Consider the following 22,220-nt stretch of genomic DNA (forward strand, 5'->3'; position numbering starts at 1 on the left):
CGCGATTGCCGAGAAACGACATGGATCTAGTTGCCGCATTAACGGGGTACGGGCAAGCGACCCGTCATATCCAGATCGATACCGTGATGCCGGGCGCCTTCGTGGTCGAGCGCTTTCACGGTCGTGAGGGGATCAGCGAATCGTTCCGGTTCGAGATCGACGTGCTGTCGAGCGAGCCGTTTCTCGATCTCGCGCCGCTGATCGGCAGCGCCTCGCGGCTGCGTCTCGCGACGGCGGCGGGCGAACGATGCTGGAACGGCTACGTCACGCATGCCGCTTATGCGGAGAGTGACGGCGAGTTCACGCGTTATCGGCTCACGATGGAATCGTGGCTCGCGCTGCTGCAACTGCGCCGCAATTGCCTGTATTTCGTCGACCTCGATGCCGAGGGGATCTGCGAGCGCGTGTTCGGCGACTATCCGGAAGCGCACTGGCGCTATGAACGCGTCGAACCGCTGCGATCGTATCGCTTGCGTGGCCAGTATCGCGAAACCGATCTCGATTTCGTGTTGCGGCAGTTGTCCGAGGCCGGGTTGTCGTTTCGCATCGAGCACGGGCAGGACGCGGGGAAGGCGCCGTCGGGCGACCATACCGTCGTTGTGTTCGACCGCCATGCACGGCTGCCCGACGGCAGCGCGATCGCATTCAATGCGCAGGACGTCGGCGATCCGGACGGCGTGATGACGCAATTCTCCGATCGGCGTCAGCTCGTGCCGGATCGCGTGGTGGCGACGAGCTGGAAAGCCAGGGAACTTCATGCGCTTGCCGGCCATGCTCAGCAGCCCGCCGATGCCGGCGCGCCGCTATTGCCGGTGCGGGAAATCTACGACGGCCAGCGCGCCGGCCGCTTCGACACGAGCGGCGATGCGCAGCGTTACGCCGAACAGCGTCTCGACGCGCTGCAGCTCGCGAAGCGGATCTACCGTGGCGGCGGCTCGTCGCGCACGCTCGAGACCGGCAAGGTCCATACGCTGAACGACTATCTGGGAGGCCCCCTGCGATTCGTGCCGCTGTCGATCGAGCACGAGGCCGTGAACAACCTCGGCGCGCAAATCGGGCAGTTGTTCGGACGCGGCGAGCTCGACAAGGGCCTGTATCGCAACCGCTTCGTCGCGGTGCCGGAAGGCACGCCGATCGTGCCGCCGTTCCGCGACCGGCCGACTGTGTACGGGGTGCAGACCGCAATCGTGGTCGGCGAGCCGGGTGGGCGCGTCAGCAGCACGCGCGATCACCAGGTCCGCATCCAGTTTCCGTGGATGCGCGGTGTCGCGCCGCTGCCGGGCGGCTTGACGGATACGGCAAGCCGGTCCAATCCGGCCGGCCACGCGCCGGGCGATCACCGTTCGGGCATCCTGGCTCGCGTCGCCGAACAGGCGGCCGGGCCGAATTTCGGTCATGTGTTTGCGCCGCGTGTGGGGGCGGAAGTGGTGGTCGGCTTCGAGTCGGGCAACATCGATGCGCCGGTCGTGCTCGGCCAGGTGTACGGCGGGCGCGTGCGTCCGCCGTTCTCGGCCGGCGAGGGCAGCGACGCGAACCATTCGGGAACGCTGACGGGCCTGCAGACGCAAACCCTCGACGGGCAACCCGGCAGTCGCTGGGTGATGGACGATGCGGCCGGACAACTGCGTCACGAGTTGAGCAATTCGACTGCCGACACGCGCCTCGCGCAGGGCTATCTGATCGACCAGCAGGGTACGATGCGCGGCGCCTATCGCGGTGAAGGCTTCGAACTGGCGACGCAGGGCTGGGGTGCCGTGCGGGCCGGCGCGGGCGTGCTGCTGTCGAGTACTGCGCGCCGGCTCGGCGCGTCGACGCAGATGGATGTCGCCGAACGCGTGGAGCAATTGAAGGACGCGGCGAAAACGGCGCAGGAACTCGACACGGCGGCGATCGGTGCGCAGGCGGTCGGCCTGAGCGCGAACAAGGTGCAGACCGATTTCCTCAAGGCGATCGATCCTGCGCAGGACGGCAAGTATGCGGGCAGCGTGGGCGGTCAGAGCGCGACCAAGCCGACCGGGACGCAGCGCGACGGCGGCGATCCCGTCGAGCGATTCGCGACGCCCGCGGTGCTGATGGAGTCGCCGGAGAACATCGTGGTGACGACGCCGGACAGCGCGGTGTCGTATGCGGCGCAGCACGTTCATCTGACGTCGCAAGGCGACGCGCACGTGGGCGCTGGCGCCACCGTGGCCGCGGCGACGGGCGATGCGATGAGCCTGTACAGCGTGGCGGGCGGGCTCAAGGCGATCGCGGGGGAAGGGCCGGTGAGCGTCGAGGCGCATGCGTCGACGATGGAGATTCTCGCCGACCAGACCGTGCGCGTGACGTCGACCGACGAGCGCGTCGACGTGCTCGCGCAGGAAGCGATCGTGCTTCAGCAGGGGCCGAACCGGATCACGCTGAAAGGTGGCGACATCGTCGTCGAGACGCCGGGGCAGTTCGCGGTGAAGGCAGGTGGGCATCCATTCCCGGGGCCGCGCGCGACGAGCGTGAAGCTGCCGGCGCTGCCGGTGTTGCCGCAGGGCGATCCGTGCGACTTTCTCGTGCAGGCGCTGGCGGCGAGTCCGGCGGGGAGAGGGGCGGTGGCGGGGGGAAGTGCGGCGGGTGCGGCGAGCTCGATCGCCGGTGCGACGCTACCGACACCGCGCGGTGCCGTCGGCGCGGCGCAGGCATTTTCCCGTGCGCCCGGTCAACCGCTGCCCGCGCCTTCCGCGGCCGCACCCACGGTGGCGGATGGGGGATCGGGTCCCTCGCTCGGTTATTCGACGCCGCCACCTGTGTCAGGAGAACTGGGGGGCATGCCGAAAAAAGGTGCGGCTGCGCACAGTGGGCCGTGCAACCTTCACGTTCCCGCGATCAAGAAGGAAGAGCACACCGTCAGTATGGGGGCCGCGGACTATTATGAGACGGACGAGGGCGGCAATCCGAAGTTGAAGGATGGGAAACCCAACTGGCTTGAATATGCGGCATCGACCGGGACGTACGATATCGGCTATGCACCTGCGACGGCGACGTTGACGGCTACCGTCCGTATCAAGGTTCATTTGAAAGATCAATACTGGATCAACCAGGGGCGCGTCCATATGGATCCGTCGACGGGCAAGCCGTTTTCGGTGCCGTACAACAGCGACGGCATACGAGAAGGCTTGATCATCAGGGTAGTGGATCGACCCGGTGGTCTTGCTGCCGTGTCGGGCTTCAAGAAGCGCATCGAGGAAGGACTGAACCGGGGGAATTACTCGATGCAGCCGAAGGCGTGTCCGCTCGGCAAGGCATGTACATGCAAGGTCAAGGTGAAACTTGAAGTCGAGCTCGTTCAAACCGGGAGATGCCATGCTGAGATCAATCTCTTTCCCAAGGTGACGCGGGCGAACTCGGCGAATTGGGGGGAAGTGCAAGTCGAGTGGAACCCGCGGCAGCAACGGTATGTCCCGGTATCGACCCAGAATGCGATCGCGCATGAGAGCGGGCATCTGTTTGGCTGGCCGGATGAGTACTTTACTGACGGTGGCGCCGTGTTCGGGAAGTACATCAACTCGCGACATCTGGTCGACGTGACGATGGCGCAGCTTGACGACAACTGGCAACGCTCCACCGAAACGAACTTGATGGGCCGCGGAATGTTCCAGCAAAAGCCGGAAATTCCGAAGTACTACATGTACGGCTTCCGTGACTGGTTCAACGAAAAGACCGGAATTGACTGGGAAGTGCTGAAATGAAGCGCTCTTTTCTCGTCGTTGTGATGTCGATGATTTCTTTCGGAGTGTTGGACATGGCGCTTGCACAAGATCGCGCGGATTATTTCGAGATTCGTAGTGGACAGGGGCAGATGAATCCGTCGCCGTCGATGGTCTTCACAGCCGATGGCCACAAGGTGTCGTATTTTTCGCGGGGTCGGGATATCGACCCGATGCCGCCATCGAGTTACTTTGGAATCGGAAAATATACGGCGAGTCTCACAGGAACCTATCGCCAGCATGTCGATCTGGTGAAGGCGACGTTGAGCAGTAGGGCGATTCCCCAGATCCATGCAGTCAATAAGGGGGCCGTGCTCGTCTATTCGTTTGACAAGGGCGGCCACCATTACGAGGGTACGTACAACTACCAGTTCGACGATCAATTCAACGACAAGCTCTCGGTACTTTACGATCTTGCCCATGATTTGCTGGCGCACGGCACCCCGGAAATCAATCTGCATCCGACATTCTCGGTGCGGCCCGCGCAAGAGCATCTTGTGATCGAGGTAACGTTCTCGAACGATGGCAAGCAGGACGTGACGGTCGACGGTCCGGATCGTTGGTCGGCGGATTTGGCGCGTCCCGATTTGCAATATGTGCAGATCGGTGGCGGCAGCGACAATGTGGAATTCGACGTCAGGCTCGTCAGCAAATATCTGAGCGACACGTCCCGCCGTTACCGCCACGAAATCGTCGTCAAGCCGGGCCAGCCCGAGCGGGTGGAATTTGTCGTGCCGTACGCAGCGCTGACCTTTACCGATCATTCGGCAATGCGGCGTGTCGATGCCGGGAACTACCTCTTCGTCGGCACGGTGAACCTCGACATCCTTCGTCCGCAGGAAATGGACGGGCGGTTTTTTACGCCGATGGACCGGCTGGAAAACGTGAAACTGACGGGGAAGTGATCCTGACGTGATGCAGGCTACGCGGATCTTCGCCCCGAATTGTCGATTCGCTCCGATTCGAATCGCATGCCGGTCGAACTCGAATCCAGGAGCGAAAGCGGCATGAGATGCGCATCGATGGACCGGATATGTGGGCAAACAATCTTGCGATCCCGAGTCGGCAATGAGTCGAAGGCTGGCAGAGCAACAGCGCGGGAGCGGCGTGATGCAGATTGACGTTTCGTCGTGTGTGGTGCCGATCGGGATATGGACATCATGCCGCCGGCGAAGTATGCGGGCATCGAAAAATACACGGCAGAACTGATTTGAGACATAGCCCCGCGAACCCTGAACTCACCCATCATGTCGACCGAATCTAACCTCATCCAGACATTCTTCCGCGGCTGGTCGCAGCACGACCGGTTCCTGTGGCTGACCACGCCCCTCGGCGTGGACAAGCTCGTCGCCGAGAGCCTGCGCGGATGGGAGTCGCTCGATCGCGGCGGCTTCCGGTTTCAGATCACCGCGCTGACCGAGCGGCCCGACGTGCCGCTCGACAAGCTGATCGGTGCGCCGATCCTCGTCGAGTGGCAGGGCGCGGACGGGCAGGATACGCGGCGCCCGTTCCACGGCCATGTGACGGCCGCGGAACTCGTCGGCTACAACGGCGGGCTTGCGCGCGTGCGGCTCGTCGTCGAACCATGGCTCGCGCTGCTGCATCAGCGGGTCGACAGCTACAACTTCCTGAACGCGAGCGTGGTCGAGATCAGCGAGCAGATCTTCGCGCACTACGCGCGTGGCGCGATCGCGCCGGCATGGCGCTGGGCGCTCGCCGACCCGACGAAATATGCGAACCGCAGCCTGACTGCACAAGCCGGCGAATCGGACTTCGCGTTTCTCGAACGACTGTGGGCGGAAGAGGGCATCTTCTACTGGTTCGAACACGAAGGCGACGCGCAGTCGACGGACCTTGGCAAGCACACGCTCGTGCTGGCCGATACGAACCAGCGCTTCGCGCCCGCTGAACCCGAAGTCATCGGTTTCCACCAGACGAGCGACGGCGACCCGCGCGGCGGCATTCGGCAATTCCTGAACGCGCGCCGCTGGCGCATCGGCAGCGTGGCGCGCGCCAGCTGGGATCATCGAAGCCTGTCGACCCGCCCGTCCGGCGTGCGCGCGAGCGGCGCGGTCGCGCCGGGCGAGGATCGCGATGTCGCAGGCCCGTACGCGTTCCAGACCGCTGCAATCGGCGACCAGCGCGCGCAGCAGCAACTCGACGCGCAGCGCGTGGCGGCGCTGCAGACCGAAGGCAGCGGCACGCGTCGCGATTTGCGGCCGGGGCTGCACTTTGCGATGTCGCAGCATCCGTCGCTCGATCCATCGCGTGCGTTCGTGTGCTTGCGCGTCGAGCACGACGCGCGTGCGAACGTGAGCGCCGACGTGCACGGCGCGATCGCTCAACGGCTCGGCGCGATTCCGCCGATGCTCGATGCCGCGCCCGGCGAGCCGGGCGGCGCGCAGGCGCTGCACGCGGCATTCGACGCCACGACGCATGCTGGCGGCGCGTTGGTAGACGGCGACGAGGTGTACCGGAACCGCTTCGCCGCGCTGCCGTTCGACCAGGCTTACCGGCCGTTGGCGCCGAGCGGGCACGGTGCACGCGTGCATCCGGTCGCGGTGATGCCGGGCGCCCAGACGAGCATCGTGGTCGGCGGGGGCGATCCGGTTCATACCGAACGCGATCACCGGATCCGGATTCAACATCATGCGCAGCGCGGGCAGAATTCCGCGAGTCGCGAGGAACACCCGCGCGCGTCGAACGCGCCGGCCGACCGCGGCGCGGGCACCTGGACGCGCATGGTGACGCCAGTCGGCGGCGACAATTGGGGTGGGGTGAGCGTGCCGCGCGTCGGTCAGGAAGTCTGGACCGAATGGCTGGAAGGCCAGCCCGACCGGCCGGTCGCCGTCGCTGCGCTGTACAACGGACAGGGCAACATGGACGCGCAGCACAATGCGCTGGCGGGCGGCCCGAGCGGCAGCACGGCCAATGCGGCATCCTGGTTTGCCGGTAACGACCACGCGGCCGTGCTGACCGGCTTCAAGACGCAGGACCTGAGCGCGAGCCAGACCGGCACGGGCGGCTCGCGGCAATTCATGCTGGACGATACGGCCGGCCAGTCGAGTGCGCGCCTTTATACGACCGATCATGGCAGCAGCCTGACGCTCGGGCACATCAAGCAGGTGGAGGACAACCGGCGTTTGGCCGATCGCGGCTACGGCGCCGAACTGTCGACGCAGGCGGCCGCTGCGCTGCGCGCGGGCGCCGGCTTGCTGATCAGCACGGCGCCTGGCGTGAATCAGATGGACGCGAGTGCCGCGAGCCAGCTGCTCGCGCAGCAACGCGAGATGCTGCAAGGGCTCGCGAATTCAGCGCGCAAGCAGGGTGCGGAGCCGGGCACGAGCACGGCGCAGCCACGTGGCGCGACCGTCGACGGCACGACATCGCAACTCGCGGCGATCGAGGGCCTGCGGCAAAGCCAGGTGTCGATCGGCACAACGCGGGAAGGCGGCGGCGCGGGCGGTGCCGGCGGCGGCGGTGCGGTTGCGTGGCAGCATCCGCATCTCGTCGCGCACGGCGCGGCCGGCGTCGCCGCGCTGACGGCGCAAAGCCACGTGTGGACGTCGGGCACGCAAACCGTGCTGAGCGCCGGACGCGACGTGCAGCTCACGGTCGAGGGCAAGTCGAGCATCGTCGCGAAGGAAGGCATCGCGCTGTACACGCACGGGATCCCGGGCGGCAGCCGTCCCGTGCCGGCCGCCGGGATTGCGCTTCACGCTGCGACGGGCGCCGTCACCGTGCAGGCGCAGAATGCCGGGACGCTCGACGCCAGGGCGCAGCGTACGGTGACTGTATCGAGCGCGCAGGCAAGTGTCGCGCTGCAGTCGCCGAAACGGCTGCTGCTCACGGCGGCCAACGCGTTCCTGAAGATGGAAGGCAACGATATCGTGATCGGCGCGCCGGGCAAGGCGACGTTCCATGCGGCCCAGCACACGCTGACCGGCCCGCGGTCCGCGAACGTCCAGTTGCCGTCGATGAACAAGCCCGCATGCGTCGAATGCATGCGGGATCTCGCGCATCGCCACGAAGCGATTGCCACGCGCGGATGACGACGATGACCGCGCTGCTCCAGGCATGGGAAACGACGGCGGCGGCCGAGCATGCGGCGTTTCCGGATGCCCATCGCTATCTGTTGACCGATGCGTCGCAGTTGCCGATCAACGCGGCGCCCTGGCGCGAGTTGATTGCGCAAGGACAGGTTCACAACGTGCTCGCTGGCCAGCCCGAGGCGAGCAACCCGGAGGTCTGCGCGCTGGTGTGCGACTATCGTGCGCCGCACGTGCCGGCGTTGCTCGAACGGCAACTTGTGCGGCGGCCGTTCGCGTTTCTGTCGCTGGTCAGCGTATATCCGCTCGATGAACTCGTGCCGAAACTCGGCGTCAGGACGCGCGTGACCCTGCCCGACGATCGCGACGGGCTGCTGCGGTTCTACGACGCGGCGGTGTTCCAGACACTGGCGGGCGCGCTGTCCGAGTCGCGCTATCAGGCGCTGTTGTCGCCGTGCGTGTCGTGGACCTGGGTGCGTCGCGATGGCGCCGTCGGTACGGTGCGGCATCCGCGCCGGCACGAACGAATCTTCTACGCATGCGTGGATGCCCGCGAACTCGACGCTTTGCGGCACGAGAGCCGGCCCGACGCCGTACTCGCCGAATTGCGACGCAACGGCCGGATCCCCGTCGACGCGGATCCGTTCGACACTTACGCGCGCATGCGCCGTCTGATCGGTGTGCTGGACGCGCAGGGGTTGAGTGACGATCGACTCGCTTACCGGATCGGTGCGACGCTAGCGATGGTTGGCCACGTGGAGCTTGGCGATGAGAGCGTCGTCGCCGAGTGCATCGCTGCGTATCGGCATGATCACGACGCGTTGTGCGACGCATTGCTCGATCGCCTGATCGATCAGAGCGACCCCGCGGATGCCGAGACGAAACAGGGGGCGCAGCGATGAGCGTGCCGGCGTTGTTGTCACTGCGCGGCCGGGCCGGGCGCTTGCAATGGTGGTGCGTGACCGTGCCGTTGTTGCTCGCCGGCTCCGCGCTCGATGCGCTCGCCGATTTACCCACCGCGCAGCGGGCCCAGACGTTCGTCGATGTCGTCGGCTGGGCATTCGCGATCGTGATGATCTGGATGCTCGTGGCGGTGTCGGTCCGGCGATGGCACGACATCGGCAAGTCCGGATGGTGGACGCTTCTTCATGCGATCCCGGTCGGAGGCGCGTTCATCGCCATTGCGATGAACGGGTTCTATCGCGGGGACGACGCGCGCAACCGGTTCGGTCCGCCATCGCCGGATGCAGCTAACAACGACAGAAGTGTGTGAGGGTATCGATGAAATTCAGAGCAGGGATGCACGTTTTGGCGCTGGTCGGGCTCGGTGTGCTTGCCGCATGCGGCAAGCACGGCGTCGACGTATCGGCGGAGCCGCATAACGTGTGCGTCACCGGATACAACGAGTACGGTCGCAAGCTCCACGAATTCTGGCTCGACAACGAGCATAAGTCAGGATGCTTCGGCAATCCGTCGGCACGCGAGGACGGTGAGGCATTCGGCGGTGGCGGCGGTTTCGCCTGCGGCTGCAAGGTGACGCCGGGGCAGAAGGTGAAGCTGTTCTGGGAATTCGCGCAGCCGCTGGACGACATTCAGCGCGGTATCCAGCCCGAGCGCAAGACGATCGACGTGACCATTCCTCAGCCGGAATCGCCGACGTCGCGCTATTTGCGTGTGTATTTCCGCAAGAACGGCACGGCCGAGCTGCAGTGGGTCGACGACATGAATGCACCCGAGCTCAAACCGACGCAGGAGAAGTAACTGCCATGGCCGAAATCAACCTGAAGAAGGACGCCGTCTCCGCAGAGACGGACCGCGTCAAGGCGGAGGCCGAGCAGATGTGTCCCGCATGCGAACACATGCTGTGGGTCAGTTTCTATTTCGACGGATTCGGCTTCGGCGAGAAGGACGGGCCGCGAACCAATATCTTGAAGCTGTTCAACGCCGCGTACGACAAGAAGAACAAGAACATGCGGCGCTTCTACTATCCGGGACTCGGCGCGGATTTCGACCCCGAGGCCGGTGTGCTGCGTGAGGTCCTGAAGGACAAGGCGACGGATACGGTCAGCGAGAAGGCCGGCGACAAGCTCAAGGAGCAGACGGTCGACAAGGCCAAGGAAAAGGCGCAGAAGGCGGCCGAGGATGCGTGGAAGCAGAGCGGCAAGATCAGCAATCCGACGTTCGGAAATCGTGTGAGCGACACGTTCGATACGCTGGTCGGCAAGGCAAAGGACGGCTTGGGCGACGCGCGCAAGCGGATCGAGCGCGTGATCGAGCGGCCCGGGTCGGAAAAGAATCGCGCGCTGCGCTATCTGCGGCACGAATGGAAGGGCTTCTGGCGCGACGTCGTCAAGTATCCGTACCGGATTCCGAAAACCGTGCTGAAGGAGGTCGGCAAGGAAACACTGGGCGCGGGGGCCGAGTCGTTCCGGCTCACGCGCGATACGAAGCTGGGCGCCGCACTGTTCAATACGGGCGTGGATACGCGCCTGAAGGCGGCCGAAGAGGATTTCAAGGCGGCGGTGGCCGGCGCGAAGCAGGCCGGCACGGTGAACAAGATCCATGTCGCGATCTTCGGCTACGACATGGGCGGCGGCCTTGCACTGGCCTTTGCCAAGCAATTGCTCGACGAGGTGGCCAAGGGCGGAAAATACGACGGCGTACCGGTGAAGATCAAATTCATGGGGCTGTTCGATTGCGTGACGAACCGCTTCGACGACAACCTGCTGACGGGCTACATCCCGTTGAGCAACGCGGTGTCGTCGGATCTGATCCTGTCGCCGGACATCGAGAAATGCGTGCACTACGCGGCCGCCCACGAACTGCGCGTGTACAAGCCGCTGACGATGCTCGGTGTCGACCCGTCCGACATGCGCGGTCGGCGGCAGGAACGCTTGTTTCCCGGCGCGCAGGTGGACGTGGGCGGCGGCGCGATCGAAGGCGAGGACGGTATTTCCGACAAGCTGGCGCGCGTGCCGCTCGAGATGATGTACCACCGCGCGTACGGCGCGGGCGTTCCGATGCCGAGCCTGACCGCGCTGGCGAACGAGGACGGTGCGCTGTATCAGCAGATCGTCGCGCCGCTCGAGATCCAGAATTTCCAGCTCGACTACCGGCTGGCAGTCAAGAAGCTCGTGGCGACGACGCGCGAGATTCCGCCGCTGACGCCACTGGGCACGGGCATCGGCTATCCGTCGGCGACGCTCAAACCGTCGATCGGGCCGCTCGATTTCCTCAATCCGAAGCCCGTGCCTGACATGACGGACGGTTGCCGCGTGCCCGATCCCGCGCCGCCGCGCCCGATCGTCGTGACCGATCTGCCGAAGGACATTCAGGGCGAACTCAAGGGCCACATGGTCGTATATATCCAGTGGCTGCGCATGTGGTACGACCAGGCCGAGAATCGCACGGCCGCGGCACAGCGCAAGCCGGGCTGGCTCGGCGGTGCGGCCAATCCGCTGGCGTACGGACGTTACGAGAAGCTGGTGCGCGAGATCGATTACCAGAAGCAGCACGGTACGCGCCCGGGATACGGGTTCGATGGCAAGCAGGCAATGAAGCAGCTCGGCGGCGAACTGCCACCGTCGATATTCAACACCGATCCGCAGGCGCAAGCGCTGTTCTGGCTCTGGAATAATCCGGGCGAACGCCTGCCTCAGGTCGAGGCGATGTATCCGCTGTTCGTGAAGCACGTGCACGACAGCATGGCCGAGAGCGATGTCGAGGCGGTGTGGAGCCACCTCGTGTCGATCAAGAACTACATGAACACGCGGGCAATGCAGAAAATCGCGACCGCACCCGACAAGTCGTTCCTGGACCGAGTCGCGGACGTGTACCAGTCGCTGGTATCGACCGTATCGGCACCGTCCGGCACGACGGTCGTTCGATAGTCTGCCGCTTGCCGACTCACGCCGATTGCCGAGACGCAACCGGCCCGTACGTTACTTCGAGATATACCAGAGCGCGTCAGTGCTGACGCGCGTAGCCGGCGTTGCAGCAGCCGGCGCCTGGGGCATCGCCGGCGGCGGCGTATTCGACGTTACCGCGGTGGGCCACGTGGCCGGCATGTTCGATGGCGCCGACGCGGGCGCGCCATTCGCCGTGCTCGCTGTCGATGCCGATCCCGACGTCGACGGCGTATTCAGATACCACAGTGCGTCGGCCGACGCCGTGCGCTTGGTCGATGCATTCGCGGCCTGTTGTTTCGCCGCCGGCGCAGTGGCTGCAGCCGTTGCCGTCGTCGCGCCCGAACGCTGCGTTCCCGTTCCAGCCCCGCCCTGAGCGGTCATCCCTGCCGCACCCCGCTGCGCGCGCGCTTCGAACGGCCCGAGCTGGAAGATCAACGTTTGCGCGGGACGTGTCAGAACGGCATACGGGAATTGCAGCTCCCACGACATCAGCACGCGTCCCGACGACGTTTCGGTGAAGATCGCCGGTACGTGCTTCATGTCGCTGAACTGCACGTAGATCCGCGCGCCGTCGTCGAACACCTGGGTCGGCTTGGCCTGGTCGGCGCCGGTCACCGTCCATCCGAAGTTGTACGTACCGGCAGGCCCGGCGGGGCCGCCCTGCGGCGGCGGAGGCGGCGCGGCCGGCGATATCGACCGTGCACGCGTGACGGGCGGCGCCGACACGCTCAGGCTCGCGAACGGGTTGTACGTCTGCGCCTGTTGCGGCGGCGTGAAGGACGGTGGAAGGATGGGCATGGGAGTATCCGGCGAATCCGGCATGGTCCGGATTGCATCATAGACCTTGCGCGCGTACGCGAGGCGCTTGTCGGGCGACGCGGAGTTGTACGCGCCGATCGCGTTCCAGTTGGGGCCGAACTGGCGGATGTTCTGCGACAGGATCCACGCGCCGACGTACGCGTTGGTGCACGCATCGAACAGGCTTTCCCGCGTGATGCCTTCGCGCGCGAGCGTCGGCAGCCACGTGCTGTTGATCTGCATCAGCCCGATGTCGACCGTGCCGTTGGTATTCGTGTTCACCGCGTTCGGATTCATCCCCGATTCGACCTGCGCGATGCCGCGCATCAGGCTGACGCTCACGTGCTGGAACGCGGCCGCGTCGTCCAGGCAATCGGCCCGCGCGACGCCGCAGAGCGCGCACGAGAGCGCGATCGTCGAGGCGACTGTCAGCGTGTCGCGGCTGAGCGGGCGAGTGATATGACGCGGCATGGCAGGATGGGGCGGAATCCGGCCGCCCGGTGCAAGGAAATTACGCAGACGCGAAGTGTGCCATAGCAAGCGGGCAAATGGCTCGCGTCAAACTTTCCTTTGCATTTGTCCACGCATGCGCCGCGCATTTTTATCGCGCCGGATCACGGGTCGAGACGATGGCCGGTCGGTAAATATGGCTGGCATTTGCGCGCATGCGATTACAACGGCAGCGACTGGATCCTGACGTATTACGTCAGTTGCGCGATGAAACTGGCGATGAACGGAGCGAAAAGGGGAAATCGTCCAACGGCCGTTGCAGGAGCGAAGGAAAGCGGCATGAAAAACGGCGGCCGAAGCCGCCGTGTGCGCGATGCGAAGGCGCCGGCCACGCCGCGCGCAGCCGGCCGTCTCGAGCATGCCGTCAGAAGCGGTGACGCAGGCCGAGGTTGACCATCGTCTGCGAACTCGTGCCCGCATAACCGTACGATCCGATCGATGCCTGCGCGGCCATCGAGCCGCCGTTGCCGTCGCCGGTCTGGCCGCTCGCGTGCTGGTACGCGGCGGTCAGGTAGACGTCGGTGCGCTTCGACAGGCTGTAGTCGGCGCCGGCCGATACCTGGTGATAGGTCGCCGACGTGTCGCCGCCCGAGCGCGTGTAGCTGTAGCCGACGCCGACGAGCAGCGCATTCGTCGCCTGATAGTTCACGAAACCTTGCCCCGTGTTGTAGTGCTCGTTCGAGCCGAACACCGAACTTGCGTCGCGGCGGTACTGCGCGTTGCTGTAGCCGAGGCCGAACGTGAACGGGCCGGCGACGTACTGGCCCGCGATGCGGGCGATGCCGAGCGAGTGCGCGCTGGCATAGCCGCTGTTGATCGGGCCGTCGAACGTGCCGTCCGACGAACTGGTCCAGCCGTTGCGCAAGCCGTTCGACGCGGGGCTGTTGGTCGCGTGGAAGTAGCCGCCCGCGACGCTGAACGGCCCGTTGTTGTACGACACGGCAGCCGAGTACGATTGCGCGGCGCCGGTGCTGCCGGCGATGCCGCCGAACGAATACATCGCCGAGAACTGCAGGCCCGCATAGACGGCCGACGTGTACTTCACCGCGTTGTCGACGCGAAAGCTGTTGTCGTAGTTGTCGACGTCGCCCGGCGTCGCGAACACGCTGCCGAGGTAGTTGTCGGCGGTGATGCCCTGCACGAGATCGACGAGCGGATCGTACTGGCGGCCGAACGTGAGCGTGCCGTAGCGGTCGCTCGTCAGGCCGACGAAGGCTTGCCGGCCGAAGAGGCGGCCGCCCTGGCCCTGCCGGCCGTTGCTCGGGTCGAAGCCGTTCTCCAACTGGAACAGCGCCTTCAGCCCGCCGCCGAGATCCTCGGTGCCTTTCACGCCCCAGCGGCTGCCGGCCAGATTGCCCGCGCTGCTGTTGCCGAGCATCCACGCGTTGTCCTTGCCTTGCGCATGGTTCACATAGGTGAGCGACGTGTCGATCACGCCATACAGCGTGACGCTCGACTGCGCATGCGCGACGGGCATCGCCGTGATCGACGCGAGCGAAATCAGCGAGAGGGTCGTGCGTTTCATTTTCATCTCCTTGCGCATGGGTGTGGGTTCGTGATTCGGAATGGCAGGAGACTACAGAGCCGCAATAAAACGGCAAAAATGAAATTCTTCGTTGTGGCCTGATGCCGACAGGAACATTCCCGGAAACTCACTTTTGAGGGATTTGGATTATTGAGCGGTGTGTATCAATGGATTGCCGTTTCTCGATTTTTCCATTGCGTTTTGCGCGGGGCGCGATAATTCGGCGCGATATTCGGGTGAATGCCCGCAGGCGCGATATTGTTATCGATCCGTCAAATCATTATTTAACGAATCGAATTGGCCGGCCCGGAACGAATGTGATAACCGCGCGCGATTCGCATCCGGCGGCGGTATCGACTTCGCCATCCGTCGCTGCGTCAGCGTCGCTCGCGTACCGAAACCGCGGTCACCATGTCGTTTTATATATAATAATCATTCTCATTTACAAAATGGTTGACGCCTGCGCACCCCGGAACCCGGCCATGTCCGCTGACAAGCTGTCCCTCCATCGAGAAATCGACGCCCTCCATGCCGGCCGCCACGTGTGGCTGCGCGGCTGACCACGCTGCAGGTCCGACCATACAATCGCCGCGGCCGTTACGCCGGCGCGCGGCTTCGACAGGAATCCAGATGAATCTGAAGACGAAGACCGGCGCGCGCCGCCGCTTGTTGCGCACGATCGCCGGTGCGGTGCTTGCGCTGTCCGTGGGCCTCGGCATCAGCGCTGGCGCGTCGGCACCCGCATTCGCCGCCGATGCGCCGCAGCCCGTCACGCGCGTCGCGATGCTCGTGCAGTTGCACGGCCCGAACCTGAAGGTCGACGAACGCATCGGCCAGCATCTCGGCGAACGCGGCTACGCGGTGCGCCTGATCGACGAGGCGGCCACGCCCGATGCGGCGCGCGACGCCGATCTGGTGGTGATCTCGTCGACGGTATCGTCGAAGAACGTGCGGCCCGGCTGGCGCACGCTCGACAAGCCGCTCGTGACGTGGGAAAACGACCTGCTCGACGATCTCGCGATGACGGGCAAGCGGCACGACGTCGACTTCGGCGAAACGGGCAAGGAGCGCTACCTGTGGCTCGTCAATGCGCCGCATCCGATGGCGGCCGGGCTGCCGGCCGGCGCGACGAACGCGTACGGCAAGCAGGCGCCGATGAGCTGGGGCAAGCCGGGGCTCGGCGCGATCACCATCGCGACCGTGTACGGGCAACCCGACAAGGCCGCGATCTTTGCATACGAGAAGGGCGCGACGATGGACTACGAAACGCTCGCGCCGGCGCGCCGCGTGATGTTCTTCCTCGACAACGACACGTTCACGAACCTGTCGCCGGCCGGCATCGCGCTGTTCGACGCGGCGGTGGATTGGGCGGCCGGGCGGCGCTGAGCCGCCACGCGTCGATCACGCGGCCGGCAACGGGCGCCGCCGCGACGCTGCGTCGATGAGTTGCGCCAGCGTCTGCGCGGGTTCCGACATCGTGCGCCGTGCGCGATGCACGAGCCCGATGTCGCGGTGAAACGTGTGATGCCCGAGGTCGATCGCGCGCACGCCGGCCGGCCAGCGGCGATAACCGGCGGTCTGCGGCACGATCGCGACGCCGACGCCGTTTTCGACCAGCTTGACGATCGCGTCGAGCTCGTCGAGTTCGCAGGTGTCGCGCACCGCGATGTGCATCTTGCGCAGAAAGCGGTCGACCTGGCGGCCGCCGAACGACGCGCGGTCGTAGCGCACGAACGGCTCGCGCGCGAGCAGGGCGGCCCAGTCCTTGCCTTTCACGCCGCGCGGCACGATCAGCCGGAACGGCTCCTGCGCGAGCGTCGTCCAGTGCAGGTCGCTCTGCAGCGCGAACGGCGGCCGGATGATTGCGGCCATGTCGATTTCGCCCGCATCGACCCGGTTGACCAGCTCGATCGACAGCCCGGGTATCACGCGTGTCCGGCACGCGGGATGCAGGCGATGAAACTCGGCCAGCGCGGCAGGCAGCAGCGCGCTCTGCACCGATGCGATCGCGCCGATGGTCACGCGCACGGCGGCCGGCGAGCCGGGCGCGGTCGAACTCAGGTTCTCGTACAGGCCGATCAGCGCCTGCGCCTGGTCGAGCACGTGATGGCCCCGCTCGTTGAGCCGCGCCGATCGCCCTTGCCGATCGAACAGCGCGAAGCCGAGTTCGGCTTCGAGACGCTGCATTTGCGCGCTCACGGCCGCTTGCGTGAGTCCGATACGATTGCCGGCCGCGGCAAAGGTGCCTTCCCGGGCGACGGCGACGAGGGTTTTCAGCTCGCGGATCATTCATCGATTCCGTTTGTGAATCGCAAAATTATATATTGATTTAATTTTTGCTCGGCCTTGTCTAACATGGTGCGGTCCTCGCGCCACGCGAGCATTTCTTCACGAGGCCATCATGAGTCTTTCCCCGTTTCACCTGGCGATTCCGGTCTACGACCTGCCGGCCGCACGCGATTTCTACGGTCGCGTATTTGGGCTCGCGGAGGGGCGCTCGAGTGCACAGTGGGTCGACTTCGACTTTTACGGGCATCAGCTCGTGATCCACGAGCATCCGAAAACCGCATCTCAGGAAGGCGCGCATACGAATGCGGTCGACGGTCACGACGTGCCGGTGCCGCATTTCGGGATCGTGCTCGACTGGGCGAGCTGGGAAGCGCTGGCCGAACGCTTGCGCACGTTCGGCGTGACGTTCGCGATCGAGCCGTATGTACGGTTCCAGGGGCAGGTCGGCGAACAAGCGACGATGTTCCTGTTCGATCCGTGCGGCAATGCGCTCGAATTCAAGGCGTTCCGCGACATCGGCCAATTGTTCGCGAAGTAACCGGCAGCGGCGCGGCGCCGATCGAAATCGGATGAGAGAATGCAGCCGGCGGCCCGAGCGCGCAGGTGCGACGGCCAGCGCCGCACGGCATCCGTCCGTGCGCGCCGTTCTCCAAGGAACCCGTATGGACAGTCACATCGCTCCGGTGGAGCTGAAGAAAGCCTACCGTCTCCTCAATCACGGCCCGACCGTGCTCGTGTCGGCCCGCCACGACGGCGTCGACAACGTGATGGCCGCCGCCTGGGCGTGCGCGCTCGATTTCCTGCCGCCGAAGCTGACCGTCGTGCTCGACAAGTCCGCGAAGACGCGCGAACTCGTCGAGCGCAGCGGCACGTTCGTGATCCAGGTGCCGACGGCCGCGCAACTGCAGCTCACGCATGCGGTCGGCAGCCACAGCCTCGCGCAGCGGCCCGACAAGCTGCGCGAAGCGGGCGTCACGCTGTTCGACGTCGCCGGTCACGACCTGCCGTTCGTCGCCGGCTGCTCGGGATGGCTCGCGTGCCGGTTGATTCCGGAGCCGCACAATCAGCAGACCTACGATCTGTTCATCGGCGAGGTGGTCGGCGCATGGTCCGACACGCGCGTGTTCCGCGACGGCCACTGGTATTTCGAATCGGCCGACCCCGCGCTGCGCAGCCTGCACTACATCGCGGGCGGCAATTTCTATGCGATCGGCGAATCGCTGCACGTCGATCCGGACGCGCAGTAAGCGCCGGACGCACTGTCGCGGATCGGGCGCGCTTCATGCGCGCTTTTTCAATTCCGCGAGCATGAGGTTGGCGAACGCCTGCGCGACGCGCGGCAGCGTGCGCCCGCGCTTCACGACGAGCGCGATCGGCCGTACGAACGCGCGATCGTCGATCGGCTTCGCGATCAGGTCGGGCTCGGCGCGCACCTCCCGTGCGGTCGCGGGCAGGATCGTCACGCCGAGGCCGCCGCGCACCATCGCGACGGCCGTCATCATGTAGGTGGGCTCGCATGCGATATCGGGCGTGCAGCCGACCGCTTTCAGCGCGGCATCGACGACGCTGCGCACGCTCGTGCCCTGCGCGGTGAGCACGAGCGGCACGCCGGCGACGTCGGCGGTGCTCACGCGGCGCTTGCGCGCGAGCGGATGATCCTTCGGGCATACGGCGACGAGCCGGTCGGCGCCCGCGTACAGCACCTCCAGCGTCGCATCGAACGTGTCGCCGCCGGTCAGCCCGAGATCGGCTTCCTCGTTGCGCACCAGCGCGGTGACGAGGCTCGCGACGCCGTCGCGGATCTCGAAGCCCGCGCGCGGCACGTCGCGCCGGAACGACTGGATCAGCTCCGGCAGCACGCTGGACGCGAAGGTCGGCAGGCAAGCGAGCCGCACCGTGCCGCTCGTGCCTTCGCCGAGCGCGCGCGCATCGCGCAGCACGCGCTCCATGTCGTCGAGCGAGCGCTGCAACAGCGGCAGTAACTCGCGCCCGGTCTGCGTGAGGGCGACGCTGCGGCTGTTGCGGTCGAACAGGCGCGCGCCGACGATGTCCTCGAGCCGGCGAATCTGCACCGTCAGCGCCGGCTGCGACAGATGCAGCCGCGCGGCGGCGCGCGTGAAGTTGCCGGCGTGCGCGACGGTGACGAACGCGCGAATGTCGCGAAGATTCAGATCCATAATGCTTCGTGATTGCTGCGATCAAATCATTTCAATTGTGCTATCGCTGCGCCGACCTTACGCTCGTCTCCAACAAAAGACAAGGTAGGAGACACCGATGCTGCCGTTACTCGGGCTGGGCACGATCGTCGTGCTGCTGGCCGCGATTCTGTCGAAGCGGATGTCGCCGCTCGTCGCGCTGATCGTCGTGCCGATCGCCGCGTCGCTGCTCGGCGGCTTCGGGCTGCACACCAGCAAATTCGTCATCGACGGGCTGAAGGGGCTCGCGCCCGTCGTCGGGATGTTCGTGTTCGCGATCCTGTATTTCGGGACGATCACCGACGCCGGCACGCTCGATCCGATCATCGACCGGATCCTCGGCGCGGTCGGCACGCGGCCGACGCGCATCGTGATGGGCACGACGCTGCTCGCGCTGCTGATCCACCTCGACGGCTCGGGTGCCGTCTGCTTTCTCGTGACGATTCCTGCCGTGCTGCCGCTGTACGACCGATTGAAGATGGACCGGCGCGTGCTGGCCGCCGCCGTGTCGATGGCCGCGGGCATCAACTTCCTGCCGTGGACCGGGCCGATGATTCGCGCGTCCGCGTCGCTGCACCTGCCGGTGTCGGCGTTGTTCAATCCGCTGATTCCGGTGCAGGCGATCGGGCTCGTGTTCGTGTTCGGCGTCGCGTACTGGCTCGGGCGGCGCGAGGAGAAACGGCTCGGGCTGTCGCGCAACGATGCGTCGATTCCGTTGCCCAAACGCGAGCTGACGGCCGACGAGCAGGCGCTGCGCCGGCCGCGCCTGTTCTGGTTCAACCTCGTGCTGACGCTCGTCGTGCTCGGCACGATGGTCGTGATGGGCGAGAAGATTCCGCCCGCGATCATGTTCATGGTCGGGCTGTGCGTCGCGCTGATGGTGAATTACCCCGACGTCGACATGCAGCGAAAGCGCATCGACGCGCATGCGCGCGCTGCGCTGATGATGGCCGGCATCCTGCTCGCGGCCGGCGTGTTCACCGGGATCATGCAGGGCAGCGGGATGCTGAAGGCGATGGCGCAGGCGGCGGTCGGCTTCGTGCCGCCGTCGATGGCGGGCCATATCCCGGTGGCGCTCGGTCTCGCGTCGATGCCGCTCAGCATGCTGTTCGATCCCGATTCGTTCTACTTCGGCGTGCTGCCGGTGATCGCGGAAGTGGCCGGCCAGCTCGGCGTGCCGGCCGTGCAGGTCGGGCAGGCGGCGCTGCTCGGCCAGATGACGACGGGGTTCCCGGTCAGCCCGCTCACGCCCGCGACGTTCCTCGTCGTGGGCCTGTGCGGGATCGAGCTGGCCGAGCACCAGAAATTCACGTTTCCGCTGCTGTTCGGCGCGTCGATCGTGATGACGATCGCCAGCGTCGCGCTCGGCATCTTTTGATTCTTCCCGGCGGCGCATTTCGCCGGACGACGGTACGGACATGACAGCCATGCAAACTGAACGACGCGTGCGAATCGGCGCGGGCGCCGGCTACTCGGGCGACCGGATCGAGCCCGCGGTCGAACTGGCCGAACACGGGCAGCTCGACTATCTGGTGTTCGAGTGCCTGGCCGAACGCACGATCGCGATCGCGCAGCAGGCGCGCCGCAACGATCCCGCGCTTGGCTACGATCCGCTGCTCGACGCGCGGATGCAGGCGGTGCTGCCGGTCGCGGCGGCCAGGCGCGTGCGGATCGTATCGAACATGGGTGCGGCGAACCCGCGCGCGGCCGCACGGCGTACCGCGCAGATCGCGCAGTCGCTCGGCATCGCGGGACTGAAAGTCGCGGCGGTCGAAGGCGACGACGTGCTCGACGTCGTGCTGCGCGGCGCGTTCCGTTTCGAGGAATCGGGCGATGAAGTCGCCGCGTATCGCGACCGCATCGTGTCCGCGAACGCGTATCTCGGCGCCGCGCCGATCGTCGATGCGCTCGCGGCCGGCGCGGACGTCGTGCTGACCGGCCGCGTCGCCGACCCGTCGCTGTTCGCCGCGCCGCTGATCCATGCGTTCGACTGGCGGATGGACGACTGGGACACGCTCGGCCAGGCGACCGTCGTCGGCCATCTGCTCGAATGCGCGGGGCAGGTGACGGGCGGCTATTTCGCCGATCCCGGCTACAAGGACGTGCCGAATCTCGCGCGGCTCGGCTTCCCGATCGGCGAGGTCGCGGCCGACGGCTCGGTCGTGATCACGAAGGTGCCGCATGCGGGCGGCCGCGTGAGCGCGGCGACCTGCAAGGAACAACTGCTCTACGAGATTCACGACCCGTCGCGATATCTGCAGCCCGACGTCGTGGCCGATTTCACGCGCGTGGCAGTCGCCGAGGAAGCGGCCGATCGCGTGCGCGTGACGGGCGGGCGCGGCACCGCGCGGCCCGATACGCTGAAGGTGTCGGTCGCGTATGTCGACGGCTGGATCGGCGAAGGCCAGATCTCGTACGGCGGCCCGGGCGCGCTCGCCCGTGCGCGTCTTGCACTCGACATCGTTCGCGAGCGGCTCGCGCTGACCGGCGTCGCGGCGAGCGAATTGCGCTTCGACCTGATCGGCGTCGATGCGCTGTATGGCGACGCGACGCCGGCCGCGCGCGGCGAGCCGGCCGAGGTGCGCGTGCGGGTGGCCGGCCGGGCGGCGAACGCCGCCGAAGCCGCGCGGATCGGCAACGAAGTCGAGACGCTCTATACGAACGGGCCGGCCGGCGGCGGCGGCGCGTTCAAGTCGACGCGCGAGGTGATCGCCGTGCAATCGGTGCTGCTGCCGCGCGCGGCCGTGACGCCGTCGTTTTCATTCGTGGAGGCCTGATGCAACTGCGTGAACTCGCGCATGCGCGCACCGGCGACAAGGGCAATACGCTGAACGTGTCGGTCATCTGCCGCGATCCGCGTCATTACGATCATCTGCGCACGCATCTGGATGCGGAGGCGGTCAAGGCATGGCTGGCGGGCATCGTCCACGGCGACGTCGTGCGCTACGAGTTGCCGGCGCTCGGCGCATTCAACTTCGTGCTGCGCGATGCGCTCGGCGGTGGGGTGACGCGCTCGCTCGCGCTCGATGCGCACGGCAAGTCGATCAGTTCGGCGCTGCTCGCGATCGAGGTGCCGGATCCGGCGTAACGCTGGCGTAGTGCCGGGACGGGGCCGGGCGCTCACGGAATCGGGCACGCGCGGCGACAAGACCATTCATACGCACTACACAGTGAAATTCGACGACGCGTGCGGGCGTCAAGTCGTGCCG

Annotated in this window: 17 protein-coding genes; 13 read left to right on the forward strand and 4 right to left on the reverse strand. The window is 66.0% G+C overall.

Features of this window, described 5'->3' with window-relative positions; translation table 11 throughout:
* The first annotated feature begins 20 nt into the window (after window positions 1-20).
* From WT24_RS27475 to WT24_RS27505, 7 genes are all read left to right on the forward strand, one after another.
* Window positions 21-3,719 (forward strand): type VI secretion system Vgr family protein, encoded by a 3,699-nt coding sequence (locus WT24_RS27475; RefSeq protein ID WP_060036390.1) that lies wholly within the window; start codon window positions 21-23, stop codon window positions 3,717-3,719.
* Complete coding sequence (locus WT24_RS27480; RefSeq protein ID WP_059792486.1) at window positions 3,716-4,642, forward strand: hypothetical protein; 927 nt, start codon at window positions 3,716-3,718, stop codon at window positions 4,640-4,642. The genes WT24_RS27475 and WT24_RS27480 overlap by 4 nt, the downstream gene beginning before the upstream one ends.
* Window positions 4,643-4,984: 342 nt before the next feature.
* Window positions 4,985-7,789, forward strand: coding sequence for a type VI secretion system Vgr family protein (locus tag WT24_RS27485; protein WP_060036391.1), 2,805 nt, complete (start codon window positions 4,985-4,987; stop codon window positions 7,787-7,789).
* A 5-nt stretch (window positions 7,790-7,794) separates the two neighbouring features.
* On the forward strand, window positions 7,795-8,688 hold the full coding sequence (locus WT24_RS27490) for a DUF4123 domain-containing protein (protein ID WP_257127568.1): 894 nt from the start codon (window positions 7,795-7,797) through the stop codon (window positions 8,686-8,688).
* A complete protein-coding gene (locus WT24_RS27495; RefSeq protein ID WP_059792492.1) occupies window positions 8,685-9,059 on the forward strand; it encodes a DUF805 domain-containing protein in 375 nt (124 codons plus the stop codon). Before WT24_RS27490 ends, WT24_RS27495 begins: the two co-directional genes overlap by 4 nt.
* 8 nt (window positions 9,060-9,067) lie before the next feature.
* Window positions 9,068-9,547 carry a DUF3304 domain-containing protein gene (locus WT24_RS27500; RefSeq protein ID WP_059792494.1) on the forward strand — a complete coding sequence of 160 codons (480 nt, stop codon included), beginning with the start codon at window positions 9,068-9,070 and terminating at the stop codon, window positions 9,545-9,547.
* Between the two features lie 5 nt (window positions 9,548-9,552).
* Complete coding sequence (locus WT24_RS27505) at window positions 9,553-11,676, forward strand: phospholipase effector Tle1 domain-containing protein (protein ID WP_060036393.1); 2,124 nt, start codon at window positions 9,553-9,555, stop codon at window positions 11,674-11,676.
* Between the two features lie 51 nt (window positions 11,677-11,727).
* Here WT24_RS27505 and WT24_RS27510 read toward each other — a convergent pair whose 3' ends face one another.
* Window positions 11,728-12,963 carry a transglycosylase SLT domain-containing protein gene (locus WT24_RS27510; RefSeq protein WP_060036394.1) on the reverse strand — a complete coding sequence of 412 codons (1,236 nt, stop codon included), beginning with the start codon at window positions 12,961-12,963 and terminating at the stop codon, window positions 11,728-11,730.
* A gap of 403 nt (window positions 12,964-13,366) precedes the next feature.
* A complete protein-coding gene (locus WT24_RS27515) occupies window positions 13,367-14,527 on the reverse strand; it encodes a porin (RefSeq protein WP_059502127.1) in 1,161 nt (386 codons plus the stop codon).
* Window positions 14,528-15,157: 630 nt separating this feature from the next.
* Between WT24_RS27515 and WT24_RS27520 the strand changes: the two genes are divergently transcribed.
* On the forward strand, window positions 15,158-15,913 hold the full coding sequence (locus WT24_RS27520; protein ID WP_060036395.1) for a hypothetical protein: 756 nt from the start codon (window positions 15,158-15,160) through the stop codon (window positions 15,911-15,913).
* A gap of 15 nt (window positions 15,914-15,928) precedes the next feature.
* Here WT24_RS27520 and WT24_RS27525 read toward each other — a convergent pair whose 3' ends face one another.
* Window positions 15,929-16,816, reverse strand: a complete 888-nt coding sequence (locus tag WT24_RS27525) for a LysR family transcriptional regulator (protein ID WP_059502053.1) — start codon at window positions 16,814-16,816, stop codon at window positions 15,929-15,931.
* A 112-nt stretch (window positions 16,817-16,928) separates the two neighbouring features.
* Here WT24_RS27525 and WT24_RS27530 point away from each other — a divergent pair, with 112 nt between their 5' ends.
* Together WT24_RS27530 and WT24_RS27535 are read left to right on the forward strand one after the other, a co-directional pair.
* Window positions 16,929-17,354, forward strand: coding sequence for a VOC family protein (locus tag WT24_RS27530; RefSeq protein ID WP_059502055.1), 426 nt, complete (start codon window positions 16,929-16,931; stop codon window positions 17,352-17,354).
* Between the two features lie 124 nt (window positions 17,355-17,478).
* Complete coding sequence (locus WT24_RS27535) at window positions 17,479-18,063, forward strand: flavin reductase family protein (RefSeq protein WP_059502057.1); 585 nt, start codon at window positions 17,479-17,481, stop codon at window positions 18,061-18,063.
* A 33-nt stretch (window positions 18,064-18,096) separates the two neighbouring features.
* Here the strand turns inward: WT24_RS27535 and WT24_RS27540 are convergent, their stop codons facing one another.
* Window positions 18,097-18,993 carry a LysR family transcriptional regulator gene (locus tag WT24_RS27540; protein WP_060036396.1) on the reverse strand — a complete coding sequence of 299 codons (897 nt, stop codon included), beginning with the start codon at window positions 18,991-18,993 and terminating at the stop codon, window positions 18,097-18,099.
* A 97-nt stretch (window positions 18,994-19,090) separates the two neighbouring features.
* Here WT24_RS27540 and WT24_RS27545 point away from each other — a divergent pair, with 97 nt between their 5' ends.
* From WT24_RS27545 to WT24_RS27555, 3 genes are read left to right on the forward strand one after another with little or no spacing between them, the layout of a single operon-like run.
* Window positions 19,091-20,389, forward strand: coding sequence for a CitMHS family transporter (locus tag WT24_RS27545; RefSeq protein WP_060036397.1), 1,299 nt, complete (start codon window positions 19,091-19,093; stop codon window positions 20,387-20,389).
* Window positions 20,390-20,429: 40 nt separating this feature from the next.
* Window positions 20,430-21,788, forward strand: coding sequence for an acyclic terpene utilization AtuA family protein (locus WT24_RS27550; RefSeq protein WP_060036398.1), 1,359 nt, complete (start codon window positions 20,430-20,432; stop codon window positions 21,786-21,788).
* On the forward strand, window positions 21,788-22,099 hold the full coding sequence (locus tag WT24_RS27555) for a hypothetical protein (protein WP_060036399.1): 312 nt from the start codon (window positions 21,788-21,790) through the stop codon (window positions 22,097-22,099). The genes WT24_RS27550 and WT24_RS27555 overlap by 1 nt, the downstream gene beginning before the upstream one ends.
* Window positions 22,100-22,220 lie beyond the last annotated feature (121 nt).

Source organism: Burkholderia sp. MSMB1078WGS, assembly GCF_001528895.1.
Taxonomy (GTDB): Bacteria; Pseudomonadota; Gammaproteobacteria; order Burkholderiales; family Burkholderiaceae; genus Burkholderia.